A 14,657-nucleotide genomic window follows, 5' to 3' on the forward strand; every position below is an offset into this window, starting at 1 on the left:
AGCAGCGGAAATCGGTGGTATGGTTAACAGATACCACTGATATTGAGGAGCGTTTCCATGCAGGCTGTTAATTTAAAATGGATTAATCACGTTCGTTTGCCGTGGCGCGAGGGACTCTGGCAAATCGGAATTCGCGATGGCGTGTTCAGCTCAATTTCTCCTCAACCACAAAATGCGGCGACAGATGATGCGCTGGATGCGGAAGGTGGTCTGGCATTTCCGCCATTTATCGAACCACATATTCACCTGGATACCACGCAAACCGCGGGTGATCCGGCCTGGAACGAATCGGGAACGCTGTTTGAAGGCATTGAGCGCTGGGCAGAACGCAAGGCGCTGTTAAGCCATGATGACGTAAAAAAACGCGCCCGGCAGACGCTTAAATGGCAGATAGCGAACGGTATCCAGTATGTCCGCACGCATGTTGATGTCTCCGACCCAACGCTGACCGCACTGCGGGCAATGCTGGAAGTAAAAGAGGAGATGGCGCCGTGGGTGGATATCCAGATTGTGGCTTTTCCTCAGGAGGGCATTCTCTCCTATCCGGATGGTGAGGTGTTGCTGGAGGAGGCGCTGAAGCTGGGTGCCGATGTGGTTGGGGCTATACCTCATTTTGAGTTCACCCGCGAATATGGCGTCGAATCGTTACATAAAACCTTCGCCCTGGCGCAGAAATATCAGCGTATGGTGGATGTCCACTGCGATGAGATTGACGATGAACAATCGCGGTTCGTTGAGACGGTCGCTGCGCTGGCTTTACGTGAAAAAATGGGGGCACGCGTCACCGCCAGCCACACTACGGCGATGCACTCCTATAATGGCGCTTACACATCACGCTTGTTCCGCCTGCTGAAACTTGCGGGCATTAACTTCGTCGCCAATCCGCTGGTGAATATTCATCTGCAAGGCCGTTTTGACACCTATCCTAAACGCCGCGGTATCACCCGGGTGAAAGAGATGCTGGAGGCCGATATTAACGTCTGTTTCGGCCATGATGATGTCTTCGATCCCTGGTATCCACTGGGCACCGCCAACATGTTACAGGTGCTGCATATGGGGCTGCATGTCTGTCAGTTAATGGGCTATGGTCAGTTGGATGAGGGGATAAAGCTGATTACTACTCACAGTGCCAGAACGCTACAACTGCATGACTACGGCACCCAGACCGGCAATCGCGCCAGTCTGATCATTCTCCCCGCCGAGAGCGGTTTTGATGCGCTACGCCGTCAGGTGCCGGTGCGCTGGTCAGTGCGTAATGGACGGGTCATTGCGGAAACTCAACCGGCAGAAACCCGCATTTATCTTGATGAAAGCGAACGGGTCAATTTCAAACGGTGATGACTGCGGGCAGACCGGGATGGCCTGCCCGCATCACTCTTTAGTGAGCCGCGTTCTTACCATGCAGCCTGTGTTTGCTGACAAAACCGAGCAGCAGACACATGATAAATACCACCGCATACAGGCCGTTGGCGGTGAAAAGAGCGGCGTGCGGGCCCCCTCTTTCAACGATCGGACCGGTAACCATGAAGGTCAGCATCGTACCGACCGTTCCACAAGTCAGAATAAAGTTCACCAGTTTGGGTGAAGAAATCCGGGTTTGTAGTGAGCCAAGGGTAATAATGGTGGTGTAAATAGCACTGGAGCAAAAACCCAGGCTTATCATGATCCACTTCAGCATCGTGGCATCGGTGGTGCTGATAAACCAGTACATCAATAAGGTGGAAAGCAGGGCCAGCAGGGTAACGATGCGCTGTGGGTCAAAAAAGCGCAGGATGGCACTGAATGCCCACATTCCTATCATGTAAGAGGTCCAGAAGTTGCCGACCAGCCCACCTGCCTGGCCCAGGTCCATTGCCATATTTTTGGTGGCATATTGTGGCACCCAGCCAATAAAGCCCAGCTGTCCCAGGATATAACAGAGCGCCGCCACCGACAGCAGCAGGACACCAACGCCCCATTTTTCTTTTTCCGCCGTCTGCTGCGTTACCGCCTGCTTACCCAGAACCGGGAATTCAAAGCACAGTGCCAGCACAAAGATCGCGACATAGATCACCCCGATGCAGACATAAACCCAGTACCACGGCAGCGCACGCGCCAGCAGAGCGGCGGCAATGACAGGGAAAATAGTACCGGCCATACTGAAAAAGGAATCGGTAAACAGCAGGCGCGACCCGCGCTGACGTCCCTGATACAGATGAGTAATCAGGAATGTACCAATCGACATGGTGATGCCACTGACCACGCCCAGCACGAACATACTGAGAGAAAAAACGCTCAGGCTGTGGCTGGTCATCAGGCCCAGCACCGCCAGCACCATCAGGACAAAGCCAAATATCAGCTGGCGTTTAAGGGGAATAATTTCCATCAGCCAGGCATTCAGAAACACGGCTGCGAGGATACCCGCGTTGAGAAAGGTAAAGGTATTACTCATCTGCGCGACTGGCAGGTGAAAATAATCAGCAATATTTTCCAGCACCATGCCAGTCACAATGACGACCGCGCCAGTAAGTGCGTAGGAAAAGAAACTGATCCAGGTAAGCCCAATTCGATCGCGATTAGTCATAGTGGATGCCTGTGAGTCTGAAGGATCGTGAGGCGGACGCCCACGGTAAGCGTCGGCAGTGTAACGATTTTCGTGATCGGCATAAATAAATAATGAAATATTCTGTTTCATATGCATTGAATTTGTGATGTAAATCACCTTTTCCCACTGAGGGAAGCCGGCCCTTTTTTAAAGCTCAGCAGGTAAATAAAAGTAAAACGCTGGCGCGTTGATAAGGGCCTCTTTACAATCAATATGGTTTTTTTGGCTTGTCGCCCTTAGTAAGGAATTTTTCATGCTAAAACGTACGTTAACAGCGGTTGCTACCGTGTTTGCTCTCTCCACGCTCTCCTTTTCTGCGCTGGCTGCGAAAGGAGACACGCATGTGCTCCTGACTACCTCTGCCGGTAATATTGAGCTTGAGCTTAATAATCAGAAAGCCCCGGTTTCGGTTAAAAACTTCGTCGATTACGTTAATAGTGGTTTCTATAACAACACCACCTTCCACCGTGTTATTCCTGGTTTTATGGTGCAGGGCGGTGGCTTTACCACCGATATGCAGCAAAAAACGACGAATGCGCCAATCAAAAATGAAGCGGATAACGGTTTGTTGAATAAACGCGGCACCATCGCTATGGCGCGTACCGCAGACAAGGACAGTGCTACCAGCCAGTTCTTTATTAATGTGGCTGATAACGCTTTCCTCGATCATGGTCAGCGTGACTTTGGCTATGCCGTATTTGGTAAAGTCGTGAAAGGACAGGACGTTGCGGATAAGATTTCTCAGGTTCCTTCGCAGAACGTCGGCCCTTACCAGAATGTACCGGTGAAGCCGGTGGTGATCCTCTCCGCTAAAGTGCTGCCTTAACCTTCCTGCGGGGCGGGCTATGCATCGTTGTTGTTGCGATATAGTCATCACCCCGCTGGTCACTTCCGTAAAGAACCGTGCCCCCTATTCCCATGTGGAGCATCAATGCTGTTATTAATTGATAATTACGACTCTTTCACCTGGAATCTCTATCAGTATTTTTGTGAGCTTGGAGAAGAGGTCGAGGTTCGGCGGAATGATGCGCTGACTTTGGGAGATATTGCTGCTCTGCGCCCGGATCACCTGGTGATTTCCCCCGGACCCTGCACACCCGATGAGGCTGGAATTTCGCTGGCGGCAATTATGACCTTTGCCGGAAAGTTGCCGATCCTCGGCGTATGTCTGGGACATCAGGCTATAGCTCAGGCATTTGGTGCACGAGTGGTGCGGGCGCGGGAAGTGATGCATGGCAAGACTTCCGCGATTGAGCACAATGATGGTGGTGTTTTCCGGGGCCTGAAGCATCCGCTGACGGTGACACGTTATCATTCGCTGATTGTTGAGAAGGACTCTCTCCCAACAGAATTTGATATCACTGCATGGTCGATGCGTGATGCTCAACCTGATGAGATTATGGGATTTTGTCACCGGCATCTTCCCGTGCAGGGGGTTCAGTTTCATCCGGAAAGCATTCTTAGTGAGCAGGGGCATCAACTGCTGGAGAATTTTTTGCGGCAGTAAAATAGTTGCTCTGAATTGATTTTTTATGCATATTTTATGACTATAATTTCACATTTTCGGTAATGTATAAAAATGAGGTCGTCAATGGCAGCGGACAAACTAGCGGTAACGCGGAAGACGTTTGATGAGGTGATTTTGCCTGTTTATGCACCAGCACAATTTGTGCCGGTAAAAGGCAAGGGTAGCCGGGTCTGGGATCAACAGGGTAAAGAGTATATCGATTTCTCTGGCGGCATTGCAGTGACTGCACTGGGGCACTGCCATCCGGCACTGGTTGATGCTTTGAAAACCCAGGGCGAAACCCTGTGGCACACCAGTAACGTCTTCACCAACGAACCCGCCCTGCGCCTTGCCAGCAAGCTGATTGCTGCGACCTTTGCCGATCGCGTTTTCTTTGCCAATTCTGGTGGAGAAGCCAATGAAGCGGCTTTCAAGCTGGCGCGTTACTATGCTGCCAAACGTCACTCGCCTTATAAAAGCAAAATTATCGCTTTCCATAACGCCTTTCATGGACGCACATTTTTTACGGTTTCCGTTGGTGGTCAGCCGAAATATTCTGATGGTTTTGGTCCTAAACCTGCTGATATTGTCCATGTCCCGTTTAACAATCTGGATGCGGTGAAAGCGGTCATTGACGATCATACCTGTGCGATTGTGGTTGAGCCGATTCAGGGCGAGGGTGGCATCATCCCGGCAACTGAAGCGTTTATGCAGGGGCTGCGTCAGCTGTGTGATGAGCATCAGGCGTTGCTGGTGATGGACGAAGTGCAAAGCGGTATGGGGCGTAGTGGGAAGCTGTTCGCATATGAACATTACGGCGTGGTGCCCGATATTCTGACCACGGCGAAAGCGTTAGGCGGCGGTTTTCCCGTTAGTGCGATGCTGACGACGAATGAGATTGCCTCCACCATGTCGCCAGGTGTGCATGGTACGACCTATGGCGGCAATCCGCTGGCCTGTGCCGTAGCCGAAGCGGCGCTTGACGTGATCAATACCGCAGAAGTACTGAACGGCGTGGAAATTCGCCGCCAGATGTTTGTGAATGCGTTGAAGGCAATCGATGCCAGTCTGGATGTGTTCAGTGAGATCCGGGGGAAAGGGCTGCTGATTGGTGCTGCTTTGAAACCGCAATATGCCGGTAAGGCGCGTGATATTCTCAATGCCGCTGCCGCAGAAGGCGTGATGATCCTCAATGCCGGGACCGATGTTATCCGTTTTGCCCCCTCGCTGGTGATTGAACCGGCAGATATCGAAGAGGGAATGGCGCGTTTTGCGGCGGCGGTTACAAAACAGTTGTCTGCTTAAAGCTCCCCCTTCAAAACGGCCTGCGTAATCAGGCCGTTTTTCTTAAACGCCGTGACAGCCAGCGACCATGATGTGGGCGATTAGCCCACGCCAGTGATGAGATAGTGTGCAGCACGTTAAGATGTCCCAGAATTCGCTGAACATGCCTTTCCAGAATAGTCACCGCCCCCTGTGGGCGTTCAGTTTTCGCTTCCATGATGTCGGTTTCCTGGCCAGGGCCATCATATTCCAGTCGTTGTTGACAGCGCTGTAGGGCGATTTCACATCGCTGTAAATAGCCTTCCGCCAACGATGGCGTCAACATGGTATGTTCCCTGGCGAGAATAGTCATGGCATTAATATGCTCAACGATGAACTGGCTGTGCGTAACCCATAATTTCATATCGGCAAGATAACGGGTATTGAATCCCGGTTCCTGCATTGCCTGGTTGAGAGAGTTAAACAGCGCATTATGGGCCTGATTAACTTTAATCCGTTGGTATGCCAGCTTCTCTGGTTGCTCCTCGCTACCCAGCAGCATTTGCAGCGCATCCTGGTAAGCGCCCAGCGCATCATGGGCATTCTGCCGCAACAGGCCACTTTGCCACTGTGGCCACAGCCAGACCATGCCGCCAAAGGCAATCAGGCATCCCATCAGCGTGTCCATCAGGCGTGGTAGTAAAAAATCTGCGCCATTCAGCGACAGGAGTTGCAGGGAATATACCGCCGTGACCGTAAACCCAACCATAGCCCAGCCATAAAATTTACGGATAAACAAATAGCTGATCAGGGTGATTGCCAGCATGGTCAACAGCACCAGAGATTCCGGGGCATGCAGCCGCAGGGTAATGGCAGCGATGACCAGCCCGGCAAAGGTGCCAAGCGCCCGGTGCTGAATTCTCACCCTGGTGGCACTGTAGCCATTCTGACTGACAAACATCACCGTCATCAGTATCCAGTACGGTTTAGGCAAATCAAAAAACAGCGCCAGCGAACTGGCAAAACTCAGCATCACCGCGAAACGGGCGGCGGTACGCAGCGCCGAAGACTTCAGTGAGAGATAGCTTTTTATCGCGGGCAGCAGTGGCAACCTGCGCTGACGGTCCGCCATCAGGTCGCGCTGATAAAGAGGGCGCTGAGTACGCAGCACGCGCGCAATACGGCTGAAATGGTAATAACAGAAGTTGCCGACCGGATTATCCGGATGCTGACGGGCAATTTTTGCCAGTGCCTGCAACTGCTTATCCATAGTAAAGCGTTCAGGTAACCGATGATAAAGAATGTCGTCTGCCAGCCTGCGTAGCCGGGCGGCAATCGTTCGGGCATTCCAGCGGATCACTGCTTCAGCGTGGCTTTGTTCTACCAGTTTTTGCACCTCTGTCGGCTGGTGCAGGCTGACGGAAATGTGCTCCTGTAAATCCAGCGCTACCTGAAAGGCGCGGGTCAGCCGTTTATGATGATTGTGATTATTGGCGGCTAGCATATGCATCTGCTGATAGCAGGTGGTGATCAAATCCACCGCTTTTTGCTGGCGGGTAAGCAGTGGCGGCAGGGCCTTTTCCGGATCGGTTAGCTTTGTCAGCAAAGAATATTTTGCCTCGCAATAATCAGCCAGCTCACGATACATCAGGCTCAATGTTTCCCGCATCGGCTGCTCTTTCCACAGCCAGAACCAGAACCAGTTGAAAACACCATACCAGACGGTGCCCAGTATATAGAGCACAGGGGGCTGCCAGATGGGCATTCTGCCGGCAAGACTGAGAGTGAAAATAGCGGCAATCAACGAACCGGGTAACAACCGGCCGTGCAGTGGACTGATTTCTCCGGTGACACCCAGCAACATGGCCATCACAAACAGGATGGCGGGCAGGGGAATCTGCTGTTCGCCGAGATACTGGATAAGAAAGCTACTAAAGGCAAAGAGGCTGCCGCCAACGGTCAGACGTTTGAAAAAACGTTTGTGGGGAGTATCCAGGCCAGCAATGTTGCAGCAGGCAGGAACCAGAGAGAAGAGTAATCCGTTTTGCAGGTAGCCCGTCAGCCATCCGACAGCGACGGGCAGACAGAGCACCATTGTCTGGCGTAATGCGTAATTAACTTCGGGGTGATAAATGATTCTACGCCACATGGCTCCCTACCGATAAAAGGCGCAACAAAACTGTTACGCCGTGGAGCAGAGTCGTTTAGCGTGTGCCATAAACCACGATGGTTTTCCCATGCGCTGAAATCAGATTCTGATCTTCCAACATTTTCAGGATACGGCCCACTGTTTCACGTGAGCAGCCAACGATCTGACCGATCTCCTGACGGGTAATCTTAATCTGCATACCGTCCGGGTGAGTCATGGCATCTGGCTGTTTGGCCAGATTAAGCAGTGTCTGGGCGATGCGGCCGGTGACATCAAGAAACGCTAAATTACCTACTTTCTCTGATGTTACTTGCAGGCGGCGCGCCATTTGCGAAGAAAGGCGCATCAGAATTTCCGGATTAACCTGAATCAGCTGACGGAATTTTTTATACGAAATTTCAGCAACTTCACAGGCGGTTTTTGCCCGAACCCACGCACTACGTTCCTGACCTTCTTCGAACAGGCCAAGTTCGCCAATAAAATCACCCTGATTAAGATAAGAGAGGATCATCTCCTTGCCTTCTTCATCCTTGATAAGCACCGCTACCGCGCCTTTGACAATGTAGTAGAGCGTTTCCGCTTTTTCACCCTGATGAATCAGCGTGCTTTTGGATGGATACTTATGAATATGGCAATGTGACAGGAACCATTCAAGTGTCGGGTCTGTTTGCGGTTTGCCGAGAACCATTCGCTGTTATCCTCTGTTGTTATCGTGCCTTAAATTCAGGGGCAGAATTCCCTGTCAGGCGATGAAATACTGAAGCGTTACCCTGTCAGGAAATTTTTTCTGGCCTTAGCTCAAAGCCTGGCTCGTTATGTCATTCCGTTTCGTCATGATTTGTAGAGTACTGACGAAAATTTTACAGTCTTTTTGTAGCATAGCTTTGCACCAGTGTCTTCTGTTCTCTTTATTCAGCATAGTGGGAAGTTTGTCGGATTGCCGTTTTTATGGCTTAAGCGTAATCTGGAGTTAATTGAATGAATTAGGAGCATTGACATGCAGGCACGAGTCAAGTGGGTGGAAGGGCTGACCTTTTTAGGCGAATCCTCTTCAGGGCATCAGATACTGATGGATGGCAACTCCGGAGATAAAGCGCCCAGCCCGATGGAGATGGTACTGATGGCGGCAGGTGGATGCAGCGCTATTGACGTGGTGTCAATTTTGCAAAAAGGCCGCCATGACGTAAAAGATTGCGAAGTGAAGCTCACGTCAGAGCGGCGGGAAGAGGCTCCCCGATTGCTTACCCATATTAATCTGCACTTTATCGTTACCGGTGATGAGCTAAGTGATAAAGCTGTCTCACGGGCAGTCGATCTTTCGGCTGAAAAATACTGCTCCGTGGCTCTGATGCTGGGTAAGGGTGTCACCATTACCCACAGTTACGAGGTGGTTGCGCGCTAAGCGCAATGTCGCCCTGTCAATGCAGGGCGCTACTCTATTTTTTTGCCTTCCATCAATCGTTTGACTAACGGCACCATGATCAGCTCCATGCCAGCCCCATTTTACCGCCAGGCACCACCAGGGTATTGATGCGGGAAATAAACGAGCCCTGAAGCATGGTCAGCAGATAAGGGAAATCGATATCTTCCAGCGCCTGAAAATGAATAACCACAAAGCTTTCGTCCAGCGACGGAATGGAGCGGGCAGCAAACGGATTTGAGGTATCAACGGTTGGCACCCGCTGAAAGTTGAGGTGAGTGCGGGAGAATTGTGGGGTGATAAAATTAATGTAATCTTCCATTGAGCGCACGACAGAATCCATCACCGCTTCGCGGGAATGACCACGTTCACTGGTATCGCGTACCAGTTTCTGTATCCATTCAAGGTTAACAATCGGCACCACGCCGCCGTGCAGCCCTTCATAAAACAGCACATCGGTAGGTTCCGGCAACGGCTGCCAGGGCGTGAAGGTGCCGGGAACCTGATTCCAGGGCACGGCTTCATCGTAGGTATGCAGATATTTGCGTGACTGGCCGTTTCCGCTTTCGCCATATTGTCTGAAGGTCTGTTCCAGTAGCGCAAAGTCATTGGCTTCAGGCCCAAAATAACTGATATGACGACCCAGGTCCCGTGCCTTACGAATAGCCATATCCATTTCTGGTCGGGTATACCGGTGAAAGCTGTCTCCTTCTACTTCAGCAGCATGCAGGTTCAACTGCTGAAATATCTTGCGGAAGGCGCGACTGGTGGTGGTAGTTCCGGCTCCGCTGGAGCCGGTCACGGCGATCACCGGATGTTTAGCAGACATAAACGGGTTCCTTGTGCATATGGACCCGCCATTGTTATCACGTTTTGTTGCTTTGTGTCATCTTCCCTTCAATCCGAAGCGGGTGAGAGAGATTATTCAATGAAGCTCAGGCTGAACAGGGGTTTGGCTGCCGGAGACAAAAGATTGGTATTTTCCGGGTAGGTTGCCAGCAGAGGGAAAAATACGGAACTACCAATAATACTTCTGCCTTCCACTTTTTGCGTATGCAATCCCCAAATATTTTGATAGGTCATTGGGACAACTTTTCCGTTAAGAGAGGTATTACCGATATACAGCATTATATGCCCGTCCACATGTATCAATGTGGTAAACGGTTTTCCGTGTTCAGCCAGATAACTTATCCGTGAATTCACATCCTGATGACTCAGATCCACCATTTTGCCGAACTTTGCCTGTGCGGCTGAATTCCTGGGCAAAAAAAGGCCAAATGGCATCATCAGGCTACGAAGTTCGGCGGAACAGTCATTATGAAAATTAAAATTCCCCCAGCCGTAAGGTTTGCCCTGCATTGAATTAATCAGGTTAGCGATATGGTTGGGTGTCATGATTAACGGCATGGTGACGACATCTTCTTTTTGGCTGGGAAGCCATTTTATCTGTGCGCTGCCATCAGTTTGTTTTACCGGAATGGCGACAAGGACACTCCCTGATTCTTTGCGCATTGGCAAAATTGTTCCGGGACGGGCGGTAAAATAAAATCTGTTACCATAAGTGACAGAAACGGGCTCTTTTATAAACGCGCCAAGCTGTTGTTGTGCTGATGCAACCCAACTGGAGACAAATGTATCATCAACGTTGGCAATATCATCACTTTTTACCCATCCCATAACAGTTGGAGAGAAAATAAATTTCCAGGCTTTATCCTGACTGGATGTCAGAATATACAGCGGGGTTCCGGCACGTATGGCTGACATTTGCAGGTTATCAAAAGGATACCCTTCGCCGGCCAGCCTGGGGTCATTAAAGATCGGGTCGATAGTGGGCAGGATTCTGATCAGTGTTTCTCTGACTGTAATAGCACGTCCTGCAGTATTATCGGGAACAGTAACATTGGCATTTATTCTGATTGCATTCTTGCTGCTTAAAGGCAGTTTTTTAAAGTTCAGGCCGTATGACTCCGCTGTGCCGGATAACCATTTTTCAATATCCTTATGAATAATAAGCTGTGCTTCAATCGGTAGTGTCCGGGTGTAAGTTTCATTCCACGGGGAACGATCGCTCAGCCCGGTACCAAAATATTTTTTCTTTAATTCAGTAAAATGGTGTTGTTGTGATTCAATGCTTATTACCGGACGATTATAATCTGGTGAATTAGATGGAATCCATTTGTTGATGTCTTGTGAATAATTAGATAATGGAAAAACAGACCTGGTCTGATCAATAATTTTTTTTCTTTTAATGTTTTTTCTCCTGAACCAATTTCAGATTGATTCAACGCATTCTGACGTCCGTGTGATGCAGAATGACAACCTGCAAGAATGCAAGAGAATATAATTATTGTTTTGATATTCATGTGTGTAGTTCCTTGTTTTTGATAAAGGTATTGGTTTTTACTTAAACAATAATCCTGTGGTTTTTCTGTCTTTTATTTTTAGTTGTTGTTGATTTTTTATTTAAAGTTTTAATTTTTTGATGCTTATTGTAATCAAATATCTATGGTTCACCTGTAGATAAAGGAAATAGTATGCATATTTTTTATTAAAATTACAGGGGTAATGGGGTGTTAATAGGTTTATTAACGGATTTTTTTTGGGTAAATTAATTATTTTTGGGGGTTTTATTGAAAATGTATTGTGCTGTCCGATCGGAGATTTTAAATTTGACTGAATTGATCCCGACGCATGATATTCACTGTTTCATACAGCTCTGACCACACCAGTACGGCTTCCCCATGACTGAGCTGTCGACGAACGTCCTCGACTTTCTGCGCCAGAGAACGTTCGTGTTCACCGTAATCGGTCCCTTCACGCAGCACAAAGGATTCAATCAGGTTATTAAGCGTTTCTGTTTCCAGTTCTTGCCAGGGAATAATCATATTAATTGTCCAGCCAGGTTGAAAGCCATTGCGGAATGCGTTGTTCCAGCCACATTTGCGGTTTGAGCGGGGTTCCGCTGACAAATCCCACATGACCACCATAACGGGTCAATTGATACTCGACGCAGGCTGGCAGCCTCTCTGGATCAGGGATGATCTCTTCACTCATAAAAGGATCGTCTTGCGCATGAATAATCAGTAAAGGTTTACACACAGCAGGCAACAATGGCATGGCGCTACAGCGGCGATAGTAATCGCCTGCATCCCTGAAGCCGTGTGCTCTGGCGGTGATGGCATCGTCAAAACTTCGCAGCGTCTTCAACGCTTTCAGTTGTGACATATCCACAGGGAGTGTGCCAGGCCAGGCAATCAGTTTACGTTCGGCATTTTTTTTGAGCAAATTCAGCAAATAGCGCTGATAGACGCGGGAAAATCCATGCTCCAGCCGCAGACTGCATGGCTCCAGCATCAGCGGAGCAGAAACCACCACGCCGGCATCCAACAGACAGGCGTTCCCCTGCTCTCCCATCAGAAAGCTAAGCATATTGCCACCCAGTGAAAAGCCTACGGCGGCGGTTGGCACCGTCCCCCATTGCTCCCGAAGCCATTGCAGAAAAAAGGAGGCATCGCTGGTCTCGCCTGAATGGTAAATCCGGTGCAGCCGGTTCGGCTCGCCGCTACAACCGCGAAAATGCATCACTACCCCCAGCCATCCTCGTTGCTGGCAGGCATGCAGCAGGCCATGCGCATAGGGACTGCTGACACTGCCTTCAAGGCCATGGAACAGCACCACCCGGGGCTTATGTCTGGCATGTGCCGGATTTTCACTCCACGCGAGGTCAACAAAATCGCTGTCAGGAAGCGTCAGGCGTTGCCAGTGCGGTTGCAGATACATACGACGGCGTATTAACCGGGGCAGCATGGTTTGCAGGTGTGGGTTACTGAACCCTGTTATGGGCTGAAAATCAGAGGGCTGTGGATTAAAATTGATCTTCAAAATGCTTGTCTGATCCCTGTCACGTTGTTAGCTTCATCAGGTTCGATTCTGGTCAGCGGTGAGGAGCACCCGATTCATATGGAACTGAGTTTATTTTTATCGATGCTGGGCTTTCTCTGGGTGGCTGCAATAACCCCTGGCCCCAATAATATGTTACTTACCGCCTCTGGTGCCAATTTTGGCTTCCTGCGTTCGCTGTGGTTGCTGGCAGGGATTATGACCGGTATGCAGGTCATGCTGCTTATTGCAGCCTCCGGCATTGGTGGATTGATCCTGCTTTATCCTGCCCTTCATCTGTTTCTGAAAATTGCCGGAAGTCTCTATCTTCTCTGGCTGGCATGGAAAATTGCCAGCGCGAAATATGAAAAACTGCAAACCGGTGAGCCTCCAAAGCGCCCCGTGCCATTTTGGCAGGGCGGGTTGCTCCAGCTCATTAATCCCAAAGCCTGGCTTATGGCGTTGGGAGCGGTAGCCAGCTTCAGCCTGTCGGGCGATGCCTGGCGGGATTCGGTGGTGGCGATCAGTTTTGCGATGATGCTCGTTAACCTTCTGTCCGGTGTAATCTGGCTGAGTTTCGGAACGCTGATTGGACGAATTCTTGCCAGTCGTCGTGCCTGGAAAATTTTTAATCTCTCCATGGGCATTCTGACCGCCGTCTGCGTGCTACTGATCTGGCATTAACCATTGTCAGCAGGATACAAACCACCGTCTGGCGGTGGTTTTCTGTTTTTCAGCTAAAGTCAGGTACTTTTCTTCTAAGCAGATAAAAATATAAAAGATAATTTTTAATTACTTTATTGCCAAAATAGTTCCCGGTTACAAAGAGGAGATTAATCCTCAGATAAAGACAACCGGAGCTGTGTTATGGCGGGTAAATTCAGCCATTCTTCCATCGCTGTAATGCTTTTACTTCTTGCTTCCTCCTCCAGTAGCAAAGCGGTGGATATCACCATTGCTTATCAGACGTCAGCGGAGCCAGCAAAGGTCGCCCAGGCTGATAATACCTTTGCTAAAGAGAGTGGTGCGAAAGTGGACTGGCGCAAGTTCGACAGCGGTTCTGGCGTGGTCAGGGCGCTGGCATCTGGCGATGTGCAAATCGGTAATATCGGTTCCAGCCCGCTGGCCGTTGCTGCAAGTCAGCAGGTGCCGATTGAGGTGTTTCTGCTGGCTTCGCAACTTGGCACTTCCGAGGCGCTGGTGGTGAAAAAAGGCATCAACACGCCTCAGGATCTGATCGGTAAACGTATCGCCGTACCTTTTATCTCCACCACGCATTACAGCCTGCTTGCTGCTCTGAAGCACTGGGGAATCGCCCCCGATCGGCTGCAAATTATCAATCTGCAACCACCGGCGATTGTGGCTGCCTGGCAGAGAGGGGATATCGACGGTGCTTATGTCTGGGCTCCGGCAGTCAGTGAGCTGGAAAAACAGGGCCATGTCCTGACCGACTCTGCTCAAGTGGCACAATGGGGCTCACCGACGCTCGATGTCTGGGTGGTGCGTAAAGATTTTGCCAGGCAACACCCGGAAGTGGTGACTGCTTTTGCACGCAGTGCGCTGGCGGTGCAGAAAAGCTATCTCGATAACCCGCAGCAGTGGCTCGAAAACAGTGACAACCTCAGCAAGCTGTCACGTCTCAGCGGGGTGCCGGAATCGCAGGTTGCTGAGCTGGTAAAAGGTAATCGTTACCTGACCGCCGCGCAGCAGGTAGAGCAACTGTCTCAGCCGGTTAATAAGGCGATTTTAGATACCGCGCGGTTTCTGCAACAGCAGGGGAAAGTGCCACAGGTTGCCACCGATTACAGCAGCTATGTCACTGACCGGTTTGTTAAACCCCTTGCTCATTAGTCGG

The 14,657-nt window shown here is 50.2% G+C and carries 13 protein-coding genes and 1 pseudogene; 7 read left to right on the forward strand and 7 right to left on the reverse strand.

The window, feature by feature from the left end:
- The first annotated feature begins 57 nt into the window (after positions 1-57).
- Positions 58-1,338, forward strand: a complete 1,281-nt coding sequence (locus AC3RPL_RS21310; RefSeq protein ID WP_490741469.1) for a cytosine deaminase — start codon at positions 58-60, stop codon at positions 1,336-1,338.
- Positions 1,339-1,378: 40 nt separating this feature from the next.
- Here the strand turns inward: AC3RPL_RS21310 and tsgA are convergent, their stop codons facing one another.
- On the reverse strand, positions 1,379-2,563 hold the full coding sequence (tsgA, locus tag AC3RPL_RS21315) for an MFS transporter TsgA (RefSeq protein WP_490741470.1): 1,185 nt from the start codon (positions 2,561-2,563) through the stop codon (positions 1,379-1,381).
- A gap of 274 nt (positions 2,564-2,837) precedes the next feature.
- Here tsgA and ppiA point away from each other — a divergent pair, with 274 nt between their 5' ends.
- The 3 genes from ppiA (at position 2,838) to argD (ending at position 5,396) form a co-directional block, all read left to right on the forward strand.
- Positions 2,838-3,410, forward strand: a complete 573-nt coding sequence (gene ppiA / locus AC3RPL_RS21320; protein ID WP_034934872.1) for a peptidylprolyl isomerase A — start codon at positions 2,838-2,840, stop codon at positions 3,408-3,410.
- Between the two features lie 105 nt (positions 3,411-3,515).
- Positions 3,516-4,091 carry an aminodeoxychorismate synthase component II gene (locus AC3RPL_RS21325; RefSeq protein WP_490741471.1) on the forward strand — a complete coding sequence of 192 codons (576 nt, stop codon included), beginning with the start codon at positions 3,516-3,518 and terminating at the stop codon, positions 4,089-4,091.
- Positions 4,092-4,175: 84 nt separating this feature from the next.
- Positions 4,176-5,396: a bifunctional acetylornithine/succinyldiaminopimelate transaminase gene (gene argD, locus AC3RPL_RS21330; RefSeq protein WP_261642489.1), complete on the forward strand. Its 1,221-nt coding sequence runs from the start codon at positions 4,176-4,178 to the stop codon at positions 5,394-5,396.
- A 28-nt stretch (positions 5,397-5,424) separates the two neighbouring features.
- Here argD and AC3RPL_RS21335 read toward each other — a convergent pair whose 3' ends face one another.
- Together AC3RPL_RS21335 and crp are read right to left on the reverse strand one after the other, a co-directional pair.
- Positions 5,425-7,503 carry a YccS/YhfK family putative transporter gene (locus tag AC3RPL_RS21335; RefSeq protein ID WP_490741472.1) on the reverse strand — a complete coding sequence of 693 codons (2,079 nt, stop codon included), beginning with the start codon at positions 7,501-7,503 and terminating at the stop codon, positions 5,425-5,427.
- Positions 7,504-7,558: 55 nt separating this feature from the next.
- Positions 7,559-8,191 carry a cAMP-activated global transcriptional regulator CRP gene (gene crp / locus AC3RPL_RS21340; protein ID WP_034934863.1) on the reverse strand — a complete coding sequence of 211 codons (633 nt, stop codon included), beginning with the start codon at positions 8,189-8,191 and terminating at the stop codon, positions 7,559-7,561.
- A gap of 309 nt (positions 8,192-8,500) precedes the next feature.
- Between crp and AC3RPL_RS21345 the strand changes: the two genes are divergently transcribed.
- Positions 8,501-8,905, forward strand: a complete 405-nt coding sequence (locus tag AC3RPL_RS21345) for an OsmC family protein (protein WP_490741473.1) — start codon at positions 8,501-8,503, stop codon at positions 8,903-8,905.
- A 29-nt stretch (positions 8,906-8,934) separates the two neighbouring features.
- Here AC3RPL_RS21345 and AC3RPL_RS21350 read toward each other — a convergent pair.
- The 4 genes and pseudogenes from AC3RPL_RS21350 to AC3RPL_RS21365 all read right to left on the reverse strand — a co-directional run bounded on the left by AC3RPL_RS21350 (position 8,935) and on the right by AC3RPL_RS21365 (position 12,805).
- Positions 8,935-9,752 (reverse strand): annotated as a pseudogene (locus AC3RPL_RS21350) (phosphoribulokinase).
- A 92-nt stretch (positions 9,753-9,844) separates the two neighbouring features.
- Positions 9,845-11,173, reverse strand: a complete 1,329-nt coding sequence (locus AC3RPL_RS21355; RefSeq protein ID WP_490742108.1) for an SH3 domain-containing protein — start codon at positions 11,171-11,173, stop codon at positions 9,845-9,847.
- 413 nt (positions 11,174-11,586) lie between these two features.
- Entirely contained in the window at positions 11,587-11,808 is a 222-nt protein-coding gene (locus tag AC3RPL_RS21360) for a YheU family protein (RefSeq protein WP_490741474.1), read from the reverse strand.
- Position 11,809: 1 nt separating this feature from the next.
- Positions 11,810-12,805, reverse strand: coding sequence for a hydrolase (locus AC3RPL_RS21365; protein ID WP_490741475.1), 996 nt, complete (start codon positions 12,803-12,805; stop codon positions 11,810-11,812).
- Between the two features lie 78 nt (positions 12,806-12,883).
- Between AC3RPL_RS21365 and AC3RPL_RS21370 the strand changes: the two genes are divergently transcribed.
- Positions 12,884-13,486, forward strand: a complete 603-nt coding sequence (locus tag AC3RPL_RS21370) for a LysE family translocator (protein ID WP_490741476.1) — start codon at positions 12,884-12,886, stop codon at positions 13,484-13,486.
- 183 nt (positions 13,487-13,669) lie between these two features.
- The gene (gene tauA, locus AC3RPL_RS21375; RefSeq protein WP_490741477.1) at positions 13,670-14,653 is read left to right on the forward strand and encodes a taurine ABC transporter substrate-binding protein; all 984 of its coding nucleotides are present in this window, start codon (positions 13,670-13,672) and stop codon (positions 14,651-14,653) included.
- Positions 14,654-14,657 lie beyond the last annotated feature (4 nt).

Source organism: Erwinia papayae (genome assembly GCF_058241465.1).

Excerpts from the sequence above, each read along its gene's own strand:
- AC3RPL_RS21310 (WP_490741469.1), top strand. The coding sequence starts at position 58 with ATGCAGGCTGTTAATTTAAAATGGATTAATCACGTTCGTTTGCCGTGG.
- tsgA (WP_490741470.1), bottom strand. The coding sequence starts at position 2,563 with ATGACTAATCGCGATCGAATTGGGCTTACCTGGATCAGTTTCTTTTCC.
- ppiA (WP_034934872.1), top strand. The coding sequence starts at position 2,838 with ATGCTAAAACGTACGTTAACAGCGGTTGCTACCGTGTTTGCTCTCTCC.
- AC3RPL_RS21325 (WP_490741471.1), top strand. The coding sequence starts at position 3,516 with ATGCTGTTATTAATTGATAATTACGACTCTTTCACCTGGAATCTCTAT.
- argD (WP_261642489.1), top strand. The coding sequence starts at position 4,176 with ATGGCAGCGGACAAACTAGCGGTAACGCGGAAGACGTTTGATGAGGTG.
- AC3RPL_RS21335 (WP_490741472.1), bottom strand. The coding sequence starts at position 7,503 with ATGTGGCGTAGAATCATTTATCACCCCGAAGTTAATTACGCATTACGC.
- crp (WP_034934863.1), bottom strand. The coding sequence starts at position 8,191 with ATGGTTCTCGGCAAACCGCAAACAGACCCGACACTTGAATGGTTCCTG.
- AC3RPL_RS21345 (WP_490741473.1), top strand. The coding sequence starts at position 8,501 with ATGCAGGCACGAGTCAAGTGGGTGGAAGGGCTGACCTTTTTAGGCGAA.
- AC3RPL_RS21360 (WP_490741474.1), bottom strand. The coding sequence starts at position 11,808 with ATGATTATTCCCTGGCAAGAACTGGAAACAGAAACGCTTAATAACCTG.
- AC3RPL_RS21370 (WP_490741476.1), top strand. The coding sequence starts at position 12,884 with ATGGAACTGAGTTTATTTTTATCGATGCTGGGCTTTCTCTGGGTGGCT.
- tauA (WP_490741477.1), top strand. The coding sequence starts at position 13,670 with ATGGCGGGTAAATTCAGCCATTCTTCCATCGCTGTAATGCTTTTACTT.